This window comes from Ruegeria sp. HKCCD6428 (genome assembly GCF_013110595.1).
In the GTDB taxonomy this organism is placed as follows: Bacteria; Pseudomonadota; Alphaproteobacteria; order Rhodobacterales; family Rhodobacteraceae; genus Ruegeria.
The window spans coordinates 64,694-83,891 of the sequence record NZ_WVQX01000008.1 but is presented as its reverse complement, the minus strand read 5'-3'; the positions used below and the strand labels follow the sequence as shown (position 1 = coordinate 83,891).

The window sequence follows — 19,198 nt, the reverse complement described above, 5'->3', positions numbered from 1 at the left end:
TTGAGGAACGTGGCCTGAAATTCGGCGGCCTGTTCTTCTGTGTCATGTCTGGAACACAACATCCTTGAAAGAAGTTGGAGCCATGTTTGCATCCCCGCCTGATCGGGTGTTCTGATTGGACCCGCTTTGAAGCAACTGCGCCGGGCTCCCAACGCTGCCAGCGGTTGAAACGCATCGCAGGGTTTACCGGGACCGGCGTTCACTTTGCCGGGTGCGGCCGGAACAGTCGCGATATACGTCATTTTACCCCAACTGCGTTCAACATCTCGTCGATCCGCTGGCGGGCCGACTGGCTGTCCTTCAACAGGTTTTCCGCATCCGCCAGCGGTTTTTCTGCCAACCGTTCCGGCAGGTCAGACAAGGCTTGGGTCATTTGATTCAATGCCGCGTATTTCCCGCCCGCAGGTTCCAACCTTTTATCCGATACTCCGGCCAGCCAGAAGTACCGGTTTGCCGCTTCGTTTTGTTCGAGATCTCGGAGCATTTCGCCGGCGGCTGCAAAATCTTCTGTTGAAACCATCGCCTGCGCGCGCAAGGCAATCGCCTCTGCGGAATTGTCATCAGCCAGCTCCAGCAGGGCTTGATGAGGGCGCCCCGACAGCAAAGCGGCCCGAGCCCGCAACCGAGCCCGATCCGAGCGCCGAGACTGATCTTCCGGTTTGTTCGCCAGCGCGAATGTCTGCTGAGCAAAGCCCAGATCAGCAAGACGGCTTGCCAATGCAATTGCAGTATTGGTTGTCAGCACTGCCGTCATGTCTGGCTGCATTACCTCCATCGTCTGACGTAGAAAGGTTGCGTCGTCCGATCTTTCGGCAACCAATTGCAGATGCCGATTGATCGTGCCGTCACTATCGGGTCCGGGTGGCTGCGCTTTGATCACGTCAAATGCGCGGTCGAATTCCTGGCTCAGGCTCAGAGCGATCGCATAGGTGCGGTTCATCATCGCGCCCAGCTCCGATCGTTTGAACTCGACCGCATAAGATGCCGCCAGATCAAGCTCCTGAGAAGAAACAGCTTTGCGTTCAGACCAACGTTTTTCCACCAGGCGCGCCAAAGCCAGCGGAGATTCAGCGGCGGCGTCGGTAGAGGTTATAACCTCGGTCAACAACTCTTCTTCACGGTCACTGTCCCCTTCCGCCTTGGCAACGCTGGCTTTGGCCTGAGCGAAACGGGATGTCGTTTCCGGTTCAATCCGGTCAACCGAACGAAGGATTCTGCGGGCAGCCTCTAGTTGTTGTGCGCTCACCAGTATTTCTGATAACCGCGGCCCCAGCTGGCGGCGAAGATGATCCGGCAGTTTTGAATACGCGTTTTCGATTGCTTCCACGTTTGCGTCAGGTGCCAGTTCCCCATCGGACAACACAGCCCAAAGCGCGGCATCGCTGTCACATCGTTGCAGGTCGTTGAATGGATTCCTGGGCAGCGGCGGCCGGTTTTCTACAACCCGCGCAATTGCCGCAACGGGCTCGAAGCCCTTTGGCGGCGTCTCCAACAGCCTCAAGACACTCAACGCTTCGGCTCCGAAACCGAAAGAGGCGTAGAGCCTGGCCAAGTTCATGGCCTTTTCGCCGTCAAGTTTGTCAAACTCTTTGTACAGCCCAGAGCGGAGAGCTGATACCTGATCCGGAAAAGGCGTGTCCCCTGACCAGGCCGCAAAATTCAGCTCAGCAGTCGAGATGCAGGCCGGTCTGTGGTCAATTGGTTGCAGTTCTGCGTTCAAAACATTCTGCAAATCGTCCAGAACCGTGGTGAGACGTACGTTCGAACGCAATTGGGAAGGCACAACGCTTGTACCCGACGGGGCGGTAGTGCGAGGCCCGACAGGAGCAAGCTTCAAATCCAGCAACTTGCGATCGGTCCCTTGCAGAAGACGAGTGGACAGCTGGTCTTTTATCCCCTGCTCAGTCATGGTGAGGAGCGGAAGATGCAACCCTGTCTCAACCGATGGCGGTTTGCCTTCGGCCGTTTTTCCGATCAAGGGTGGCGGTACATTCTCAAGAAGCGGCGGCAACAATTCCCCTGGCGCGATGTCGAGTACGATCATCGAGTTTCTGTACAGAAACGCCGACGCCACGCAGTCGCACCCGAACTCCAGCTCCAAAGCGCTGCCGGGGTTTTCCTGCGACAATGAGGCCAGGCGGTTCGTGGTCAAACGCCCAAAAACCGAGCTGGTTTTGAATGTCACGTCGTCCAGGGCAATGGTAAGGCTGGTGCCGTTCTTCCGTTGCGCCAGCACCCAGCGGGTGTCCGGTGGCACGTCGAAAACCAGACGTGTGAATCCGTCATGCTCACCGGATCGCACCACCACGTCCTGTGCGGTCACGGCAGATGCAGCCGTGACCAAAACAGCAATCAGAAACCCGATGCGCTTCATGCCGCAGCCTGCTTGAGCTCTTTCAATGCGTCTTCCAGCTCGGAAAAGCCCGGGCGGTTATGGGTTGGAGTGTTCTGGCGTCCGACTTCAATGCACATGGCGGCATTGTGGTTGTGCAGGTTGGCCACCAGTACTTCCTTGATCAGCTGATAAAAGTGGTTGTCTTCTTCAACCACGGCTTTCAGTTTGCCTGCGAACGGGCCGACCAGACCATAGGCCAGAAAAACGCCCAGGAACGTGCCTACCAGGGCACCCCCAATCAGCTTCCCCAGCACTTCGGGCGGCTGATCGATTGATCCCATCGTCTTGATCACGCCCAGAACCGCAGCAACGATCCCCAGCGCGGGCAGGCCGTCTGCTACTGTTTGAAGCGCATGGCTTGAGTGCATGGCGTGATGAAAATTCGCCTCCATGCGCTTCTCCAAAACCTCTTCAACCTGATGCGGATCGTCATAATTCATCGCCGCCGACCGCATGGTGTCACAAATCAGGTCGACGGCCTCCTTGTCTGATTGGATCTTGGGGTATGCGGAAAACAAGCTGGAGTTTTCGGGGTCTTCTATATGCTGCTCGACCTCAACAGGGTTGGCGCGGGCAATGCGGATCAACGAAAACAGAAGGCACAGAAGGTCACGATAGTCTTCGGGCTTCCATTTCGGGCCCTTGAAAACCTTGGCCATGTCTTTGATCGTATGTTTCACGCCGCCCATGTCATTGCTGATCAGAAAGGCTCCTACGGCGGCGCCACCGATCATCATCATTTCGAAGGGAAGAGATTTCATGATGATGGTCATCTTGCCACCTGCCGCGAGATAGCCGCCGAAGACCATTACGAAGATGACAACAATTCCAACAATTCCAATCATTTGAGATCTCCAGATGAGTTCTGTGCGTTACCGGGCAACACGGGCGACTACTCCTGTGGGGCAGAGGCGTTGCGTCCGGCCATGACAACGCTGATCGTATAGGCCGCTTCGGGGCTCAGGCCCGCCAGTACGCCAGCCGCTGCGTCCGCCGGCATGCGGGACAGGAACCCTGCGGCAAAGGTCGGGTCCATAGTTTCAAACAACGCGGCTGCGTCCTTGGGTTTCATGTTCTGGTAAACATCCGTCAGGCGCGCCAGATCGTTCTCTGCCGCCTTGTCCGCAACCGCCAACGTGGCACGCAGGGCATCTTCTGCTTCCTTCAGGGCCGTCAGACGCGTTTCAACGGCCTGGGTTGCGATCTCCAGTGCTTTTTCCTGATCGCGCAATTCAGCCTCTCGCTGTTTGACGCGTTCCTCCCGGCGCAAAAGCTCTGCCAGCACAACCTGAACGTCGCGTGTTTCGGATGCGGCAGGCTTGTTTTCCACGACTTCGGGTGTCGCCGGTTTGGCGAGCGCGGGTCCTGCCTCCAAGCCAACGCGAATGGCTGCCGAGCCGATCATCAGCAATGAGATGACAGCAAGCACACCGCCGCGCGGGCGTGTATCGTGTTTGGCGTTGCGCGCAAGGCTCATGCCTGCGCCCCGTTCTGCTTGCGGTCATGGCGGAAGAACATCAGGCCCTCTGGCGCCTTGGGTTGCTCTTCACGCGCACCAGTTTCGGCCGGTTCCGCTGCTTTCTCGTGCTTGGTGCCCTGTTCCTCTTCAGGCTGGGGATCGTCTTGGACAGGCTTTGCCGTTTCCGGGGCAGCAGTTTCTTCTTCGGGTATGACATCATGCAGAGATGCCATCATCAGCTCTAGGTGCTGAGCCACGGTCTCAGCCCTTTGCGTCAGCGCCTTCAGCTGATCCCCCGATTGATCAGAGGCATTTCGCGCGCTGTCGAGGGATTTCTTCAGCTCTTCTGCCTGGGTCGACAACACGGCCACCGCGCCACCGACGCCTTTTTCAAGATCGGTGAACCGCCTGAGGCGGCGCGACAGCACAAAGCAATAAAGTCCCGCGCCCAACGCACCGGCGACCAGCAAAATATCCGCAATCAGCTCCAATTCCGCCTCCTAATTCAGCACAAATTCCATCACCAGCACATCGCGAACGCGCCCTTCGCCAACGACAATTCCAATGCGTCGCAGCAGGTGACCTCGGATGCGCGTCAATGCCAGCGAATCCTCCAGGTCCTTCAATTCAACGGCTCGCAGGTATCCGTTCAGGACATCCATGATTCGTGGCTGCATTTTTTTCACGTCATCCATGTACGGCGCGTTAACTTCGAGCTGAGCGTGGAACTTCAAATGTCGCGACTTGCCGGAATTCACCGATACAACAACCGGCGGCAGATCAATGAACCCGACATCCGCCAGCGCTTTGGCAGGTTCCTCTTTCGCCTTGTCCTTGTCGGCTTCAACCGCGGCCTTGCCACCCAGCGGAATCAATCCGGATGACGTCAGGAAATACCCGCCCGCAGCGCCGGCGATGGCAAGAAGCATCCCGATCAGGATTCCCTTTTTCCCTTTTTTTCCGGTGGGTTCCGCCAGTTCATCGGTTGCGTCGGTCATGACGTCCTCATTCATCCGTTCCGACTCTGTCATAACCGCGCAGGGACTAACCGATTGTTAAGAGCAATCGTCCAAACAGAGGGTGCGTCGGGCAGAATGCCGGCGAGTCGGAGGTGAGCGTGCAGCAGATCGGAACTGTCTGGGCTAATTTGGACAGGCGTAAACAAATCATCGTCGCCGGTGCGGTTGCGCTGGTGTTTCTGGGAATCCTTGGCATGTCGCGCCTTGTGACGGCTCCGTCCATGACGTTGCTTTATGCGGGCCTGGAAAGCGGTGCCGCCGGGGAAATAGTACGAGCGCTGGACCAGCGCGGCGTCACATATGAAATTCGGGGTGGATCGATCTATGTATCCAGCGCGCAGCGCGACGAGCTGCGAATGACCCTGGCCAGCGAAGGCCTGCCCGCAAACGGCAATAAAGGGTACGAACTGCTTGATTCGCTAAGCGGGTTTGGCACCACCTCTCAGATGTTCGATGCTGCTTATTGGCGCGCGAAAGAGGGTGAACTGGCGCGGACGATTGTCGGCAGCCCACATATAAGTCAGGCGCGCGTCCATATTGCCAACGGGACAGCAAACCCGTTTCAGCGCAGCGTGTCGCCAACAGCGTCTGTTTACCTCGTGCCATCCGGGACCGAAATTACCGGGGATCAGGCCAAGGCCATCCGGTTCCTTGTTGCCTCGGCCGTCAGCGGTTTGACGCCGGAGAACGTTACGGTGGTTGATTCGCATGGGGCCGTGATTGGCGGTCAGGATACCGCAGCGCCTGCGAACACTGCGGACGACAAGTCGCGTCAGTTGCGGGAACGCGTTCTGCGCCTGGTCGAGGCGCGTGTCGGTACCGGCAACGCCGTGGTCGAGGTCAGTGTCGATACCGAGACCAAGAAGGAATCCATTCGCGAGCGGCGCTTTGATCCCAAGGGCCGCGTGGCGATCAGCACGGATGTCGAAGAACGTTCGGACAGCGCCCGAAATCAGTCATCGGATGTCACCGTGGCGTCGAACCTGCCGGATGGCGATGCGGCGGGCGGGGACGAATCGAACTCGACGGCTACCCAGACTCGTGAGCGGGTGAACTACGAAGTCTCCGAGACTGAGTTGGAAGTTCATAAGGCTCCCGGCGCGATCAAGCGCCTGACGGTTGCAGTTCTGGTTAATGGGAAAAGATCAGTGGACGCCTCTGGTGCCGAAGTCTTCACGCCCTTGCCCCAGGAAGAGCTGGCCGCTCTGGAAGAGCTCGTGGCGTCGGCAGTCGGGTACGATGCGGCGCGCGGGGACGTTATCACACTGAAATCCATGGATCTGCCGTCGGTCGAACCACAGGGCACCCTGGTTTCGTCGTCGCTCTGGCAGAACATTCATCTGGACGTCATGTCCTTGATACAGATGGCTGTGCTGGCTTTGGTTTCGCTCGTGCTGGCCCTGTTCGTGATCCGCCCGATCCTGACGAATGCAACACCGACACCGGCGCTGCTGGCGGCGGCAGGAGGGGCGGATTCGGATACCCTGGCACTGACAGGTGAAATCGCTCCGGAGGAACCGGCAGAGCTCTCGACCCTGCCGGCAGAGCGTGGTGTTCCGGCTCTCGGCTCGAACGCCACGGAGGATCCTGTCGACCGGCTGCGCGCCATGATCGGTGACAAGCAGGAAGAAACTGTCGAGATCCTGCGCAGTTGGCTTGAAGAAGGTGAGGAGCGGGTGTGATGTCGATTGCCCATCTTCTTGAGGATTTCGCCACCCAGACCGGTACGGGGCCTGTTCTGATCTTGAATGAGGACACGCTGGAAGAACAACGGCTCGCTGCCTTCGAAGACGGGTATGGGGCCGGTTGGGAAGATGCCTCGCGGGCGCAGGAGCAAAGCCGCAGCCAGATTTCGGCTGAATTGGCAAGGTCGCTTGAGGATATGTCTTTCACCTATCACGAAGCCATCGCCCGCATGACCCTGTCGTTGGAGCCCATGTTCACCAGCCTGGTTCAGACCGTACTGCCTGAGATGGCCGAGCGCGGCCTGGCAACCCGCATCGTGGAGCAACTCTGTGAAATGGCGCGTTCGCGGATAGAGCAGCCGACGCAGATTTTGGTTCCGCCGGGATGTGCCGACAGTGTCGCAGAGCTGTTGCCGCAAGATCTGCATTCCACTCCTCAGGTGATCGAACACTCGGACCTGGAGCCGGGTCAGGCCCGCCTTCAGGTCGGCACGAGCCGACGTGAGGTTGATTGCAACGCTTTGCTCGCCGCCATCGAACAGACCTTTGACGCTTATGTCTTTGAGACAAGAGAGGCTTTGTCCAATGAATGACACCCAGATCCCGAAATCTGAAAAACCCAACCCCTTCGACTCGGTCCCGATTGAAGTGACCGTTTCCGTTGGTCGTGCGCGCCCATTGATCAAGGATCTGTTGAACATGGGAGAGAATGCCGTGCTGACCCTGGACAAACGGATCGAAGATCCGGTTGACCTCTATGTTGGGGATCAGTTGGTGGCGCGCGGGCTGTTGGAAGAAATGGAAGGCGATCAGGCAGGGCAGCTTGCAGTGCGCTTGACCGAGATTGCGGATTTGCACAACGGAATCGGTTGATGCGCTATGTAATCTGCCTGGCTTTGGTGGCCGTGTTGACGCCCTCACTGGCCGCTGCCCAGGATTTGACCTTGTCCCTGGGCGAGGGCGGGTCGATTTCCGCCCGGACGATCCAGCTGATTCTGCTGATCACAGTGCTGAGCATCGCTCCGGGGCTGGCGATCATGATCACCTGCTTTCCCTTCCTGATCACCGTTCTGTCGATCCTGCGGCAAGGGATTGGCCTGCAACAATCTCCGCCCAATATGCTGTTGGTCAGCCTGGCGTTGTTCCTGACCTATTTCATCATGGACCCGGTGTTTTCAGAAGCATGGGCGACAGGGATACGACCGATGATGGAAGAGACGATGGAAGTGGAACCAGCGCTGGAGCGCGCGTTGGAGCCGTTCCGTGCCTTCATGGCGGTCCGACTGGATGCAGACACGTTCTATGCCATGGCGGCTTTGCGCCCCGGTGGTGAGGCTGTGGAGTTGTCCGCACAAGCGCCGTTGTCGGTCTTGATGCCGTCCTTCATGCTTTCGGAAATCGCACGGGCGTTTCAGATCGGGTTTCTGATTTTCCTGCCGTTTCTGATCATCGATCTTGTCGTGGCCGCTGTATTGATGTCGATGGGCATGATGATGGTGCCACCGGCCATCGTATCCTTGCCATTCAAGCTGGCGTTTTTCGTGATTGGTGACGGGTGGGCTCTGATTGCGGGCGCATTGGTGCGCAGTTACATGCCGTGACCTCGACACGTAGCCGCGGCGCGCTGAAAAAACAGGCGGTCAGGCGCCTCTGCCCCACTGTTGTCAAAGGCGTAATTCAATGCGTGGCCGCAAGTGAAACGGATCAACCCGTCTTTTTCAGGTCTTTGATCAACTGGTCCAGGTTGCCTTTGCGCGCGTCCAGCATCGCGCCGATTTCGGTGCGTTCGGTCAGCAACAGATTCACGCCTTCGATGAACATGTTGTAGAATTTTTCACGCCCCGACTTGTCCGAAACAAGGAACGTCACATCAAACGGCGCCGAGCCGCGCAGCTTGACCATTGTGCGCACTTCATATCCGGCCTTGATCTTGCGGGCATTGCGCACGTTGACCTCACCGCCGATGAACTCGCGGAAGCGGCGACCATATTTGCGGGAGATATAGCCCTGAAAAGCCTTGGTGAATTGCCTTAGCTGGGATGGGGTGGCCGTACGGGCATCGGCACCGAGGGCATAACGCGCCATGATCGGGACGTCGGCATATTGCACAAAGATCTTCTCGAAATCACGCAGCATCGCATTTTCTGACTTGCCCGATGCGATAACCCTGTTGATGTCGTTGACCACACTGTTGACCAGTGCCTTGGCTGATGCCTCGGTCTGGGCAAACGCAGATTTTGGCAAGACGGCCAAGGCCAGACCAGCTGCGACAAAGCTACGGCGGTTCAACTCGTTATTCAGCATAGGGGTCCTCGTATGGGTCTAAATAGGGGTCCCTGACCGGGTCTGTACCGGTTTCGGCATAGGGGTCGGAATACAAATCCAGATAGGCGTCTTCGTCATCTCTCGCCAGTTCGAAGCGGCGGTTTTGCAGATAGATCAGGCGGGCCTGCGCGTAACTGTCTGCGCTTTCATACAGAATCGAGTCCACGGTATCTGAGAACCGCCCACGATCGCCCATGCGGCGAACGACTTCGGCATAGACGCCCAGATTGTCGGCGGGCCGGACCGGGGTAAAATTGATCGGATTCGAGAACAGGTTGATCACGACCCCGATGGCATCCCTTTGGGTCGACGGGCCGTAGAAAGGCAGTTCAACATAAGCCCCTTCGCCGACCCCCCAGACATGCAGGGTCTCACCGAAATCAGTATCGACGGGCGGCAGGTTCAGCTCATCTGCGGGCGCGGACAGGCCAAAACCGCCCACGGTCATGTTGATTACGAACCGCAGCAGCGCATTCCCCATCTGTTTCGGGTTGCCCTGAAGCAGGTAGTCGACCGCTTGTCCGGGCAACGAGATGTTTTCGGCGAATGTGCTGAAACTGGTGACCATGGGATCAGGAACGATCTTCACGTACCCTTTGGACGCAGGTCGAAACAGAAACCGGTCAACGCCCAGATTGAACTTGTGAATTCCCCGGTTCGCGTTTTCGTAGGGGTCAAACACGTCGCTGCGTGCGGCGCCCTCGGGCGGGGTCGTTGCACAGGCGGACAGAATGGCCATGAGCGACAGGACAACCAGGTGTTTCAGGCAAAATCTGCTCGACACGATCTTTGCTTCTCCCAAATGCCCGACATCCGTTCTGCCGGGCCAACAATCACACATCACCAATACTTACACGCCTGTAAGGCACAAGTTCTTGTCACATAGTCGTTTCAGGTCTCAAATGAAACACCTAGCGTGTAACCTGTTCGTCAGGTCCGGGTAAAGCAATTGAGCATCTGCAAGTCATAATAAGTAAAGATATGCTCAGATCGCATGCAAGCCGGAATTTGCCGCATTCCGTCTTTCCACGGATGTGCTTCCCGGTTAGCGTCCGGCAGAGTCAATCAGGGAAGGACCCTCTCAATGAGCATCGCTGCAAAATTGGAAAGCCTCGGTGTCACGCTGGGCGACGCACCCGCGCCAGCGGCAAATTATGTGCCGTATGTACGTGTGGGCAATATCGTGTACGTGTCCGGCCAGATATCGAAATCAGACGAGCTGATCACCGGCAAGCTGGGCGATGACATGGATGTCGAGGCCGGAGCCGCAGCGGCGCGGGTCTGCGCGATCAATCTGCTGGCACAGGTCAAGGCGGCCTGTGGCGGAGATATCGACAAACTGGTGCGTGTCATCAAGCTGACCGGTTTCGTGAACTCGACCGCAGATTTCACTGCGCAGCCGCAAGTGATCAACGGCGCATCCGACTTTCTGGTCGAAGCGCTGGGCGACGCCGGTCGCCACTCGCGCTCTGCCGTAAGTGCTGCGTCGCTGCCTTTGGGCGTGGCGGTCGAGATCGAAGGCATTTTCGAGATCAAATGATACCGCCCCTGCCAGCTGCGTTTTTGCAGGCCCCGATTGCTCATCGGGCGCTGCATGACGTCTCGAACAACCGCCCGGAAAACAGCCGGGCGGCCATTCGTGCCGCCATTGATGCCGGATACGGGATCGAGATCGACCTTCAGCTGACATCTGATGATCGTGCCGTCGTATTCCATGATTACGACATGGGGCGTCTGACCGGCCAGCCCGGGCCGATCCGGCAGGTGTCGGCGGCGGCGGCGTCCGAATTGACCCTTTTGTATGGTGATGACGGCATTCCAACGCTTGATGAGGTGCTGGATATGGTCGCAGGCCGGGTGCCGCTTCTGATCGAGCTGAAGGATCAGGACGGCGTTATGGGTATGAATATCGGTGCCCTCGAGCACGACACCGTGCGCGCATTGCAGGGCTATGACGGCCCGGTGGCCCTGATGTCCTTCAATCCAAACTCGGTTGCGGAACTGGCGCGGCTGGCCCCGCACCTGCCGCGCGGCATCACGACTTGCGCCTATGAGCCCAGTGTCGAGCTTCTGCCGCATGACGTCTGCGACACCCTGCGCGACATTCCTGATTTTGAACGTGTCGGGGCCGGTTTCATCAGCCACGAGGCGGAAGATCTTTCCCGCCCGCGTGTGGCCGAACTGAAGGCGCAAGGCGTGCCGATCCTGTGCTGGACCGTCCGAACGCCCGAACAAGAGGCAGAGGCCCGCATGGTTGCCGACAATGTGACCTTCGAAGGGTATCTGGCTGCGCATTCAGCTTGAACCTTGCCGCTTCGGTCACAGATAAAGGGCTGGTGCGGAGGAAACATGGATCAGGCCCAAATCGAAGTTCAGGTCATTGGGTCTCTGTCGCGGATTTCAGCGGCCGAGTGGGATGCCTGCGCCTGCCCCGAGGCCGCCGATGGTGGACGGCCCCTTGATCCCTTCACCACGCATCGTTTTTTGCTGGCGCTTGAAGAAAGCGGCTCGGTCGGGCGCGGTACGGGTTGGCAACCGCAATACCTGACCGCCTTTCTTGACGGGATCCTGATCGCAGCGGCCCCGATGTATGCCAAATCGCACAGCCAGGGCGAGTACATCTTTGACCACAGCTGGGCCCATGCCTATGAAAGCGCGGGCGGGCGGTATTATCCCAAGCTGCAAATTGCGGTGCCGTTCACACCCGCCACCGGGCGGCGGTTTCTGGTGCGCCCGGGTTATGACAGGATCGGAATGTCGGCTTTGGTGCAGGGTGCCGTTCAACTGGCGGCCGACAATCAGGTTTCTTCGGTTCACGTGACCTTCTGTACAGAAGCCGAGGCATTGGCCGGTGAGCAGATGGGGCTGATGCTTCGCAGCTCGCAACAGTTTCACTGGCTGAATGATGGCTACGCCGAATTCGATGACTTCCTTGCGGCCTTGTCCTCACGCAAGCGCAAGAACATCCGCAAGGAACGGGCGCAGGCCAATGGCTTTGGCGGTGAAATCCGCACATTGACGGGCGATTACTTGCGCCAGGAACACTGGGATGCGTTTTGGCGGTTCTATCAGGACACCGGGGCGCGAAAATGGGGCTCACCCTATCTGACGCGCCAGTTTTTTGACATCGCACAAGAGACGATGGCGAATGACATGGCCCTGGTTTTGGCTGAACGGGATGGTCATGCCATTGCGGGCGCGCTGAACTTCATAGGCCGCGAAACGCTTTTTGGGCGGTATTGGGGCTGCATCGAACATCATGCCTGCCTGCATTTCGAACTGTGCTACTATAGGGCGATAGACTTTGCCATTGCCCACGGTCTGGCCCGGGTGGAAGCGGGCGCTCAGGGCGAACACAAGCTGGCGCGGGGCTATTTGCCGACGCGCACGCATAGCTTGCACTGGGTCGGCGATCCGGGTTTTGCCGATGCCGTCAAAAAATATCTGGACGCCGAAGGCCGCGCAGTGGGAGAAGAGATCGAGATTCTGACGGATTACGGCCCGTTCAGGAAATCGAACCCGGAGGAACAGCAATGACTGAACTTTTGTCCGCCGAGACCCGTGGCCCGCTGCTGGATCCGCTGTTCAAAAACGGCTGGACCATGGTCGAAGGCCGCGACGCGATCACCAAGACCTTCATATTCGACAACTTCGTGCACGCATTTGGCTGGATGACGCAAGTGGCGATCTGGGCCGAGAAATGGAACCATCATCCAGAATGGTCCAACGTCTACCGCACGGTCGAGGTGGTCCTGTCCACCCATGACGTAGGCGGCCTGTCGTCACTGGACGCCAAACTGGCCCGAAAGATGGACAGTCTGTGCTAGCGGTCGTTGCCTGACCCCTGGCCACCGGCAAGCGACGCAGCCGTGCCCATCTGCTTGAATTCCGCAGGTGTGACGGTGCCATCGCTGACATCGATGGACCTTGGGATACCCGTGGTCTTGTTCCCGATCTGGCGCACGCTGCGAGCCGCTGGGTTGATATCCAGACACCGGTTTTCATAGCAGGTCAAGCCAGACGGATTGATCTGGATGCGGGCCTGTCCGTCAGGCCCCGTCACCACGGGAGCTTGCGGAACGTCACAGGCCGCGGCCAGTGCCAAAGCACCCATTCCGATCCATTTCTTCATAGCAAGCTCCTTCAAGCGGGCTTAGTCCAGTTGACCATTACCATTCTGATCTGCCGCGCCGAAATCTTCATTCATCTGTGCATCATATTCAGATCTTGAGATAAAGCTGTCCTTGTTGCGGTCAACATTCTGGAACTGCTTTATGTCCAGAAACGGCTTGGCCTCGGCCTGACCCAGTGTGCCGTTCTTGTCTTCGTCCATGGCCTGAAACGCATAGTCCGAAAAAGCGTCGAACTCGTCTTTGGACAGGAACCCGTCATTGTTTGCGTCGATGGCATTCAATTCTTTTTCATGCAGCTCGGCCACGGTTTCGGCATTGGTGGCCGAGGCCAGGAATGCAGCTGTGAATACAAAAATCGCCCGTTTCATGTCCAATCTCCTCAGCATGCAAATCTTTGGCCTTCAATGCCACCAGCGGCAGCGCCGGCTGCGGTCAGGATCGTCTTGCCCGATCCGCCGCCGAACTGGTTGCCGATTGCACCGCCGATCAAGGCGCCGCCCAGTGTGCCGCTGAGGCAGGCAATCTCGTGCTGTCGTGCGGCTTGCTGTTGCGGGGTTGGGGCCGGACCGCAGGCTGCCAAAAGCGCTGCGCCGGTCAGGATGGATGAAAATACCTTAAGTTTCATAAAAATCTCCCCAATTTTGTGCGACGAGTATTCGCGCATTGAGACAGTGCTTCAAGTTAAATTGGGTTCACGCGGCCCCGGACAGACCGGGGCCGGCCAAATTCAGATCACCTCCAGCAGGCCTTCACCCGCCGAGATCCCGCAGGCACCGGGGTTTTCTTCCAGGTTCAGGGCCGTGATCTTGCCGTCCTCGACCAGCATCGCATACCGTTTCGAGCGCGCGAACAGGCCAACGGGCGGGGCGTCGAAATCCAAGCCGATGGCTTTGGTGAATTCTGAGGCCGCGTCTGAAACCATGGTCAGTCCGGCCGCGGTCGCGCCGGTGGATTCACCCCAGGCCTGCATGACGAACGGGTCGTTGACCGACAGGCACATGATCTCGTCCACGCCCTTGTCGTCGAACTGCTTTTTGGTGCGAATGAAGCTTGGCACATGTGCGGTGGTGCATGTGCCGGTATAGGCGCCGGGCACAGCGAAAATGACAACCTTGCGCCCTTTGGTCTTGTCTGAAATCCGAACTTCCTCCGGCCCGTCGGCCCCCATCTGGATCAGTGTGGCTTCGGGCAGAGTGTCTCCTGTTGAAATCATTTTTCAGCTCCTGTCGTTTGGATTTGCAGAATTGGGCTAAGCCGCAATATAGGTGGTCAAATCAGAGAGACCACGGGAAAACTGCGGGGTGGGCAAAGCATGAGCCATATTGTCGTGATTGGCGCGGGTCAGGCAGGAGCGTCCTTGGTGGCGCGGCTGCGCAAGGACGGGTTCGACGGAGAGATTACTCTGATCGGGGCCGAGCCGCATCTGCCGTATCAGCGCCCGCCTTTGTCCAAGGCCTATCTTCTTGGAGAGATGGAGCTGGAGCGCCTGTTCCTGCGACCCGAAAGCTTCTATGCCGAAAACAACATCACTCTGCGGCTTGGCCAGCGCGTGACCGGCATCGACCCCAAGGCCAAAACGGTCACTGTTGGGGACGAAGTCATCCCGTATGACGAACTGGCGTTGACCACCGGGTCAGATCCGCGCCGCCTGCCTGCCGCCATCGGAGGCGATCTGGACGGCGTGCACGTGGTGCGCGACCTGGCCCATATTGATGAGATGGAACCCAAAGTGACCGAAGGCGCCCGCGCGTTGATCGTGGGCGGCGGTTACATCGGGCTCGAGGCCGCCGCCGTCTGCGCGAAACGCGGCGTCAAGGTCACCTTGGTCGAGATGGCCGACCGCATCCTGCAACGGGTCGCTGCGCCAGAAACCAGCGCGTATTTCCGCGCGTTGCACAGCGAATACGGTGCCGACATCCGCGAAGGTGTCGGGCTGGATCGTCTGATCGGCGAAAATGGCCGGGTTGTGGGGGCCGTATTGACGGACGGCACGAAGCTGGACGTGGATTTCGTCGTGGTCGGAGTGGGCATCACCCCCTCTACTCAACTGGCCGAGATGGCAGGGCTCGAACTGGACAACGGCATCAAAACCGACGCCCATGGCCGGACCTCTGATCCGTCGATCTGGGCGGCGGGCGATTGCGCCTCTTTCCCGCATGGCGAAGGGCGTATCCGTCTGGAAAGCGTCCCCAACGCCATCGACCAGGCCGAAATCGTGGCGCAGAACATGCTGGGTGCGGCCAAGGAGTATGTGGCGACCCCCTGGTTCTGGTCGGACCAGTACGACGTCAAGCTTCAGATCGCGGGCCTGAACACCGGATATGACCGCGTGGTGACCCGCAAGGGAGAGGGTCAGACCGTGTCCTTCTGGTATTACAAGGGCGACAGGCTGATTGCTGTGGATGCGATGAATGATCCGCGGGCATACATGGTCGGCAAAAGACTGATCGAAATGGGCAAGACCGCTGATCCCGAAGTCGTGGCAGACCCGAACGCGGACCTGAAACCGCTGCTCAAGGCGTGAGGATCATTGCCGGAGAATTCCGGGGCCGGGCGCTGGCCTCGGTCGGCAAGGGTGATGCGGGCGCGCATCTGCGCCCCACCACCGACCGTGTGCGTGAAAGCCTGTTCAATGTGCTCAGCCACCAGATCGAATTTGACGGTTTGCGGGTGCTGGATCTGTTCGCGGGAACCGGGGCGCTGGGGCTCGAGGCGCTGTCGCGGGGGGCGTCGCATGTCACCTTCGTCGATGACGGGCGAGTGGCCCAGGGGTTGATACGCAAGAACATCGACCTGACCCGCAGCGCCGACCGTACGGATTTGATCCGCCGCGACGCGACCCGGTTGGGCGACAATCCCGCCGCGCCTTATGATCTGGTTTTTCTGGACCCGCCTTACGGGAAATCCATGGGGCAGAAGGCCGTCGCCGCCTTGGCCAATGGCTGGATCGCGGATGATGCCTTTTTGGTTTGGGAAGAAAACGCCCCGATGCAGGCGCCGGCCGGATTTAAATTGCATGACAGCCGCAAATATGGCGACACGCATATTTCCTTGATGTGGAAAGGCGTTCCAGATTGAAACGCGCTGCGCGGTTTGGTGCGGAACATGGGTGGACGATGACGGGAAAGCCTTGATAGGCCGAGCGTGAGGCAAAGCAGGAATCCCATATGCACGATCTTGTCATTTTCGATTGCGACGGCGTTCTGGTGGACAGCGAGGTGGTCTCGAACCAGGTGCTGGTGGACAATCTGGCGCAACATGGCCTGCATCTGGCGCTGCATGAATGTATGTCCCTGTTTGTGGGCGGAACCATGGTGGGTGTGCGGGACAAGGCCCGCGCGATGGGTGCCGTTCTGCCCGAAGACTGGATAGATCAGGTCTATGCCGAAACCTACGACCGCCTGCGTGCAGGTGTGCCATTGGTGCCCGGTATCGCAGACCTGCTTGAGGGGCTGGATCAAAAAGGTATCCCCTGTTGCGTCGCGTCGAATGGCAGCCCGGACAAGATGAAGATCACTCTGGGTCAGAACGGGCTTTGGGACCGGTTCAAAGACGTGATGTTCTCGGCCCATGTGCTGGGTATCGGAAAGCCGGACCCAAAGATGTTCCAACTGGCCGCCGAGCACTTTGGCGCAACGGCTCCGGTGGTGATCGAAGACAGTCACAGCGGTGTCACGGCGGCGATCCGCGCCGGCATGCGTTGCCTTGCTTATGCGCCTCATGGCGGCGGCGAAAAGCTGGCGGATCTGGGGGCCGAGGTGATCACGGACATGTCACAGGCGCATGGGGTGTTGGGACTTTGACTCGCGGTTGTGCTAATGTGCCCGCATGGACCGCACCCTGACACCTTTTGCCTGGACCTTTTCCAGTGACACCGAAGCCTCAACTGGCCCCGAGCGCAAACCTATGCGCGCGCCGGCCTTCATCCACGACGCGGTTACGCCGTGGGGGGCTGAAACGATGCTGCTGAAACTTCTACGTGAGCAGGCCGCTGATCAGGACGAATAAGTCGGGTGAAATTTGCCAGCGGGTGACAGGGTAAAGATATCGACCCCATCCGAGGTGACGCCCACCGAATGTTCGAACTGTGCCGACAGCGATTTGTCGCGGGTCACGGCTGTCCAGTCATCGGCCAGAGTCTTGGTTTCGGGACGACCCAGATTGACCATGGGTTCGATGGTAAAGAACATACCCTCTTCCAGCACGGCACCGGTGCCCGGGCGACCATAGTGCAGCACGTTCGGTGGCGCGTGAAACACACGACCCAGACCATGACCGCAGAAATCACGCACGACGCTCATCCGATGTGCTTCGACGTAGGACTGGATGGCATGGCCGATGTCACCAAAGGTATTGCCCGGCTTGACCATCTCGATGCCCTTGAACAGCGCGTCATGGGTCACCTGGATCAGCCGCTCCGCCTTGCGCGGCAGCTTGCCCGCCACATACATGCGTGAGGTGTCGCCAAACCAGCCATCGACGATGACGGTGACGTCGATATTCAGGATATCGCCGTCCTTCAGCTTTTTCTCACCGGGAATACCGTGGCAGACAACGTGGTTCACGCTGATGCAGCTGGCGTGCTGATAGCCTTTATAACCTATGGTGGCCGAGGTCGCACCGGCGTCTTCGACCATCTGCGTGATCAGCCCGTCAAGTGCGCCGGTGGTTTGACCGGGAAACACATGTTCTGCAATATCATCCAGAATCCGCGCCGCCAAAGCCCCTGCCGCGTGCATCCCGGCAAAGTCACCTTGTTCATAGATGCGAATGCCGTCCTTGGTCAGGCGGCCACGATGCTCTTTCATCGACGCTAAGCTCCAAATGTTGCGCGCAGCATTCCTTTTACGCTGCTTGTGCAGAAAGTACCAGAGGGCGAGTGTTCAGACTGCGTAAACCATGCGGGAAACTTGGTTCCGTTGGCTCGGGATTCAAGAGTAGGGGCTGCATTGCAGCATCTCGGACCCCACCGCCTCGACTGCAATCCGTACGGCTACTGGCTTGGACACTTTTCACGGCAGGCGGATCAGTATCTAATGATTGCACTTTTTCTTGAGAAAATCAGGGAACCGGATGCATGTCACAGAAACGAGAATTGATCTCTAACGGAAACCCCATGGAAAGCATCGTTGGGTTCAGCCGAGCGGTTCGGGTCGGGAACTTCATCGCGGTCGGGGGAACCGCACCAGTCGATGCTGAGGGCAACACTGTGGGTGTCGGCGATGTCTATCTGCAAACCAGACAATGTTTCGAAATCATCAAAGATGCGCTTGAGCGTGCCGGGTCAGGGCTGCACGATATTGTCAGAACGCGTGTCATCCTGACCGAAATCGAAAACTGGAAACAGGCGATCGAAGCCCGAAAGCTGTATTGTCTGGATGCTCGCCCTGTAGATACTATCATGGCCATCGAACGATTTGTGAATCCCGAGTGGCTGGTCGAGATTGAGGTTGATGCTGTCGTTGCGGACTGACTCAGCCGGCCAAAATCCTCGTTTCAATCTGCACCCAAACCCCCGACGGCGTTATCCGCGTCCCGCAAACGATCCGTTCCACCCCTTGCGCCTGCGCCGCCTCAAACGCCGCCGCATAGACCGGATCAATATCGGCCGCCAAAGCAAACCGGTCGCAATCGGTTCGCTGAACCAAATACAGCATGATCGCCCGATGCCCTTGTGACGCCATTGCGGCCAACTCGCCCAGATGCTTGGTGCCACGGGCTGTGACGCTGTCGGGAAACTCGGCCAGTCCGGGCTGGCGTGACAGAGTGACGCTTTTCACCTCGACATAGGCATCCGGCAGGCCCGGCCCCGTCAGCAGGAAATCGATGCGGCTGTTGTCGCCGTATTTCACCTCGGGCCGGACGGTGTCATAGGCGGCCAGTTCGGGAATCTCACCGGCTTCCAAAGCAGTGCGCAGCGCCCGGTTCGGGACCGAGGTATCGACCCCGGTAAAATGCCCGTTCTCGTGGTCCACCAGCCGCCATCCGAATTTCAGCTTTTTCTTCGGATCGTCGTTGGGTTCCAGCCAGATCTTTTCGCCGGGCTCGGCCAGCCCCATCATCGACCCCGGATTGGCGCAATGGGCCGTTACCTCACTCCCGTCCTCAAGCCTGCAATCGGCCAGAAAGCGTTTGTAGCGGCGGATCAGCCGGGCGGGGACAAGAGGGGTTTCAAATCGCAT

26 protein-coding genes are annotated in these 19,198 nt (G+C 58.5%); 13 read left to right on the top strand and 13 right to left on the bottom strand.

Features of this window, described 5'->3' with window-relative positions; all coding sequences use genetic code 11:
* Window positions 1-238 precede the first annotated feature (238 nt).
* From GS620_RS16910 to fliL, 5 genes are read right to left on the bottom strand one after another with little or no spacing between them, the layout of a single operon-like run.
* Window positions 239-2,374: a hypothetical protein gene (locus tag GS620_RS16910; protein WP_171617051.1), complete on the bottom strand. Its 2,136-nt coding sequence runs from the start codon at window positions 2,372-2,374 to the stop codon at window positions 239-241.
* Window positions 2,371-3,240, bottom strand: coding sequence for a flagellar motor stator protein MotA (gene motA / locus GS620_RS16905; protein WP_152459429.1), 870 nt, complete (start codon window positions 3,238-3,240; stop codon window positions 2,371-2,373). The genes GS620_RS16910 and motA overlap by 4 nt, the downstream gene beginning before the upstream one ends.
* Window positions 3,241-3,287: 47 nt before the next feature.
* A complete protein-coding gene (locus GS620_RS16900) occupies window positions 3,288-3,872 on the bottom strand; it encodes a MotE family protein (protein WP_171617049.1) in 585 nt (194 codons plus the stop codon).
* Window positions 3,869-4,345, bottom strand: a complete 477-nt coding sequence (locus tag GS620_RS16895; protein WP_171617047.1) for a hypothetical protein — start codon at window positions 4,343-4,345, stop codon at window positions 3,869-3,871. The genes GS620_RS16900 and GS620_RS16895 overlap by 4 nt, the downstream gene beginning before the upstream one ends.
* A 9-nt stretch (window positions 4,346-4,354) precedes the next feature.
* Window positions 4,355-4,852, bottom strand: a complete 498-nt coding sequence (gene fliL, locus GS620_RS16890; protein WP_253282523.1) for a flagellar basal body-associated protein FliL — start codon at window positions 4,850-4,852, stop codon at window positions 4,355-4,357.
* Window positions 4,853-4,971: 119 nt separating this feature from the next.
* On the opposite strand from fliL, the gene fliF reads away from it, so the two are divergent.
* From fliF to fliP, 4 genes are read left to right on the top strand one after another with little or no spacing between them, the layout of a single operon-like run.
* Window positions 4,972-6,555, top strand: coding sequence for a flagellar basal-body MS-ring/collar protein FliF (fliF, locus tag GS620_RS16885; RefSeq protein WP_171617045.1), 1,584 nt, complete (start codon window positions 4,972-4,974; stop codon window positions 6,553-6,555).
* On the top strand, window positions 6,555-7,151 hold the full coding sequence (locus tag GS620_RS16880) for an ABC transporter ATP-binding protein (protein WP_171617043.1): 597 nt from the start codon (window positions 6,555-6,557) through the stop codon (window positions 7,149-7,151). Before fliF ends, GS620_RS16880 begins: the two co-directional genes overlap by 1 nt.
* The gene (locus tag GS620_RS16875) at window positions 7,144-7,431 is read left to right on the top strand and encodes a FliM/FliN family flagellar motor C-terminal domain-containing protein (RefSeq protein ID WP_152459423.1); all 288 of its coding nucleotides are present in this window, start codon (window positions 7,144-7,146) and stop codon (window positions 7,429-7,431) included. Before GS620_RS16880 ends, GS620_RS16875 begins: the two co-directional genes overlap by 8 nt.
* The gene (gene fliP, locus GS620_RS16870) at window positions 7,431-8,159 is read left to right on the top strand and encodes a flagellar type III secretion system pore protein FliP (protein WP_171617041.1); all 729 of its coding nucleotides are present in this window, start codon (window positions 7,431-7,433) and stop codon (window positions 8,157-8,159) included. The genes GS620_RS16875 and fliP overlap by 1 nt, the downstream gene beginning before the upstream one ends.
* 103 nt (window positions 8,160-8,262) lie before the next feature.
* Here the strand turns inward: fliP and GS620_RS16865 are convergent, their stop codons facing one another.
* The gene (locus tag GS620_RS16865; protein ID WP_152459421.1) at window positions 8,263-8,862 is read right to left on the bottom strand and encodes a phospholipid-binding protein MlaC; all 600 of its coding nucleotides are present in this window, start codon (window positions 8,860-8,862) and stop codon (window positions 8,263-8,265) included.
* Window positions 8,852-9,622: a VacJ family lipoprotein gene (locus tag GS620_RS16860; RefSeq protein WP_171230055.1), complete on the bottom strand. Its 771-nt coding sequence runs from the start codon at window positions 9,620-9,622 to the stop codon at window positions 8,852-8,854. The genes GS620_RS16865 and GS620_RS16860 overlap by 11 nt, the downstream gene beginning before the upstream one ends.
* Before the next feature lie 345 nt (window positions 9,623-9,967).
* Here GS620_RS16860 and GS620_RS16855 point away from each other — a divergent pair, with 345 nt between their 5' ends.
* From GS620_RS16855 to GS620_RS16840, 4 genes are read left to right on the top strand one after another with little or no spacing between them, the layout of a single operon-like run.
* On the top strand, window positions 9,968-10,423 hold the full coding sequence (locus GS620_RS16855) for a RidA family protein (protein ID WP_171617039.1): 456 nt from the start codon (window positions 9,968-9,970) through the stop codon (window positions 10,421-10,423).
* Window positions 10,420-11,187 (top strand): glycerophosphodiester phosphodiesterase family protein, encoded by a 768-nt coding sequence (locus GS620_RS16850; RefSeq protein ID WP_171617037.1) that lies wholly within the window; start codon window positions 10,420-10,422, stop codon window positions 11,185-11,187. The genes GS620_RS16855 and GS620_RS16850 overlap by 4 nt, the downstream gene beginning before the upstream one ends.
* Window positions 11,188-11,232: 45 nt before the next feature.
* Window positions 11,233-12,420, top strand: a complete 1,188-nt coding sequence (locus GS620_RS16845; protein WP_171617035.1) for a GNAT family N-acetyltransferase — start codon at window positions 11,233-11,235, stop codon at window positions 12,418-12,420.
* Window positions 12,417-12,710: a 4a-hydroxytetrahydrobiopterin dehydratase gene (locus GS620_RS16840; protein ID WP_152459417.1), complete on the top strand. Its 294-nt coding sequence runs from the start codon at window positions 12,417-12,419 to the stop codon at window positions 12,708-12,710. Before GS620_RS16845 ends, GS620_RS16840 begins: the two co-directional genes overlap by 4 nt.
* Here the strand turns inward: GS620_RS16840 and GS620_RS16835 are convergent.
* The 4 genes from GS620_RS16835 to GS620_RS16820 form a co-directional block, all read right to left on the bottom strand.
* Window positions 12,707-13,015, bottom strand: coding sequence for a hypothetical protein (locus GS620_RS16835; RefSeq protein WP_171172040.1), 309 nt, complete (start codon window positions 13,013-13,015; stop codon window positions 12,707-12,709). The genes GS620_RS16840 and GS620_RS16835 overlap by 4 nt on opposite strands.
* A gap of 21 nt (window positions 13,016-13,036) precedes the next feature.
* Entirely contained in the window at window positions 13,037-13,384 is a 348-nt protein-coding gene (locus GS620_RS16830; protein WP_170346724.1) for a hypothetical protein, read from the bottom strand.
* Between the two features lie 11 nt (window positions 13,385-13,395).
* The gene (locus tag GS620_RS16825) at window positions 13,396-13,641 is read right to left on the bottom strand and encodes a glycine zipper 2TM domain-containing protein (RefSeq protein WP_152459414.1); all 246 of its coding nucleotides are present in this window, start codon (window positions 13,639-13,641) and stop codon (window positions 13,396-13,398) included.
* A 102-nt stretch (window positions 13,642-13,743) separates the two neighbouring features.
* Window positions 13,744-14,229 (bottom strand): peroxiredoxin, encoded by a 486-nt coding sequence (locus GS620_RS16820; RefSeq protein ID WP_171233427.1) that lies wholly within the window; start codon window positions 14,227-14,229, stop codon window positions 13,744-13,746.
* A 99-nt stretch (window positions 14,230-14,328) separates the two neighbouring features.
* Here GS620_RS16820 and GS620_RS16815 point away from each other — a divergent pair, with 99 nt between their 5' ends.
* The 4 genes from GS620_RS16815 (at window position 14,329) to GS620_RS16800 (ending at window position 17,024) form a co-directional block, all read left to right on the top strand.
* Entirely contained in the window at window positions 14,329-15,540 is a 1,212-nt protein-coding gene (locus GS620_RS16815; protein WP_171617033.1) for an NAD(P)/FAD-dependent oxidoreductase, read from the top strand.
* The gene (rsmD, locus tag GS620_RS16810) at window positions 15,537-16,094 is read left to right on the top strand and encodes a 16S rRNA (guanine(966)-N(2))-methyltransferase RsmD (RefSeq protein WP_171617031.1); all 558 of its coding nucleotides are present in this window, start codon (window positions 15,537-15,539) and stop codon (window positions 16,092-16,094) included. The genes GS620_RS16815 and rsmD overlap by 4 nt, the downstream gene beginning before the upstream one ends.
* Window positions 16,095-16,183: 89 nt before the next feature.
* Entirely contained in the window at window positions 16,184-16,819 is a 636-nt protein-coding gene (locus GS620_RS16805; RefSeq protein ID WP_171617029.1) for an HAD family phosphatase, read from the top strand.
* 25 nt (window positions 16,820-16,844) lie between these two features.
* Window positions 16,845-17,024, top strand: a complete 180-nt coding sequence (locus tag GS620_RS16800; RefSeq protein ID WP_171117133.1) for a hypothetical protein — start codon at window positions 16,845-16,847, stop codon at window positions 17,022-17,024.
* Here GS620_RS16800 and map read toward each other — a convergent pair.
* A complete protein-coding gene (map, locus tag GS620_RS16795; protein ID WP_152459408.1) occupies window positions 17,012-17,824 on the bottom strand; it encodes a type I methionyl aminopeptidase in 813 nt (270 codons plus the stop codon). The genes GS620_RS16800 and map overlap by 13 nt on opposite strands.
* A 269-nt stretch (window positions 17,825-18,093) precedes the next feature.
* On the opposite strand from map, the gene GS620_RS16790 reads away from it, so the two are divergent.
* Window positions 18,094-18,489 carry a RidA family protein gene (locus tag GS620_RS16790; RefSeq protein WP_253283520.1) on the top strand — a complete coding sequence of 132 codons (396 nt, stop codon included), beginning with the start codon at window positions 18,094-18,096 and terminating at the stop codon, window positions 18,487-18,489.
* A 1-nt stretch (window position 18,490) separates the two neighbouring features.
* Here GS620_RS16790 and sfsA read toward each other — a convergent pair whose 3' ends face one another.
* The gene (gene sfsA / locus GS620_RS16785) at window positions 18,491-19,198 is read right to left on the bottom strand and encodes a DNA/RNA nuclease SfsA (protein WP_171617027.1); all 708 of its coding nucleotides are present in this window, start codon (window positions 19,196-19,198) and stop codon (window positions 18,491-18,493) included.

Excerpts from the sequence above, each read along its gene's own strand:
- fliL (WP_253282523.1), bottom strand. The coding sequence starts at position 4,852 with ATGACCGACGCAACCGATGAACTGGCGGAACCCACCGGAAAAAAAGGG.
- GS620_RS16815 (WP_171617033.1), top strand. The coding sequence starts at position 14,329 with ATGAGCCATATTGTCGTGATTGGCGCGGGTCAGGCAGGAGCGTCCTTG.
- GS620_RS16800 (WP_171117133.1), top strand. The coding sequence starts at position 16,845 with ATGGACCGCACCCTGACACCTTTTGCCTGGACCTTTTCCAGTGACACC.
- GS620_RS16825 (WP_152459414.1), bottom strand. The coding sequence starts at position 13,641 with ATGAAACTTAAGGTATTTTCATCCATCCTGACCGGCGCAGCGCTTTTG.
- GS620_RS16805 (WP_171617029.1), top strand. The coding sequence starts at position 16,184 with ATGCACGATCTTGTCATTTTCGATTGCGACGGCGTTCTGGTGGACAGC.
- motA (WP_152459429.1), bottom strand. The coding sequence starts at position 3,240 with ATGATTGGAATTGTTGGAATTGTTGTCATCTTCGTAATGGTCTTCGGC.
- GS620_RS16790 (WP_253283520.1), top strand. The coding sequence starts at position 18,094 with ATGTCACAGAAACGAGAATTGATCTCTAACGGAAACCCCATGGAAAGC.
- GS620_RS16880 (WP_171617043.1), top strand. The coding sequence starts at position 6,555 with ATGTCGATTGCCCATCTTCTTGAGGATTTCGCCACCCAGACCGGTACG.
- GS620_RS16845 (WP_171617035.1), top strand. The coding sequence starts at position 11,233 with ATGGATCAGGCCCAAATCGAAGTTCAGGTCATTGGGTCTCTGTCGCGG.
- sfsA (WP_171617027.1), bottom strand. The coding sequence starts at position 19,198 with ATGCGATTTGAAACCCCTCTTGTCCCCGCCCGGCTGATCCGCCGCTAC.
- GS620_RS16900 (WP_171617049.1), bottom strand. The coding sequence starts at position 3,872 with ATGAGCCTTGCGCGCAACGCCAAACACGATACACGCCCGCGCGGCGGT.
- fliP (WP_171617041.1), top strand. The coding sequence starts at position 7,431 with ATGCGCTATGTAATCTGCCTGGCTTTGGTGGCCGTGTTGACGCCCTCA.
- GS620_RS16875 (WP_152459423.1), top strand. The coding sequence starts at position 7,144 with ATGAATGACACCCAGATCCCGAAATCTGAAAAACCCAACCCCTTCGAC.
- GS620_RS16820 (WP_171233427.1), bottom strand. The coding sequence starts at position 14,229 with ATGATTTCAACAGGAGACACTCTGCCCGAAGCCACACTGATCCAGATG.
- GS620_RS16830 (WP_170346724.1), bottom strand. The coding sequence starts at position 13,384 with ATGAAACGGGCGATTTTTGTATTCACAGCTGCATTCCTGGCCTCGGCC.
- map (WP_152459408.1), bottom strand. The coding sequence starts at position 17,824 with ATGAAAGAGCATCGTGGCCGCCTGACCAAGGACGGCATTCGCATCTAT.
- GS620_RS16840 (WP_152459417.1), top strand. The coding sequence starts at position 12,417 with ATGACTGAACTTTTGTCCGCCGAGACCCGTGGCCCGCTGCTGGATCCG.
- GS620_RS16850 (WP_171617037.1), top strand. The coding sequence starts at position 10,420 with ATGATACCGCCCCTGCCAGCTGCGTTTTTGCAGGCCCCGATTGCTCAT.
- GS620_RS16865 (WP_152459421.1), bottom strand. The coding sequence starts at position 8,862 with ATGCTGAATAACGAGTTGAACCGCCGTAGCTTTGTCGCAGCTGGTCTG.
- GS620_RS16910 (WP_171617051.1), bottom strand. The coding sequence starts at position 2,374 with ATGAAGCGCATCGGGTTTCTGATTGCTGTTTTGGTCACGGCTGCATCT.
- GS620_RS16860 (WP_171230055.1), bottom strand. The coding sequence starts at position 9,622 with ATGGCCATTCTGTCCGCCTGTGCAACGACCCCGCCCGAGGGCGCCGCA.
- GS620_RS16835 (WP_171172040.1), bottom strand. The coding sequence starts at position 13,015 with ATGAAGAAATGGATCGGAATGGGTGCTTTGGCACTGGCCGCGGCCTGT.
- GS620_RS16855 (WP_171617039.1), top strand. The coding sequence starts at position 9,968 with ATGAGCATCGCTGCAAAATTGGAAAGCCTCGGTGTCACGCTGGGCGAC.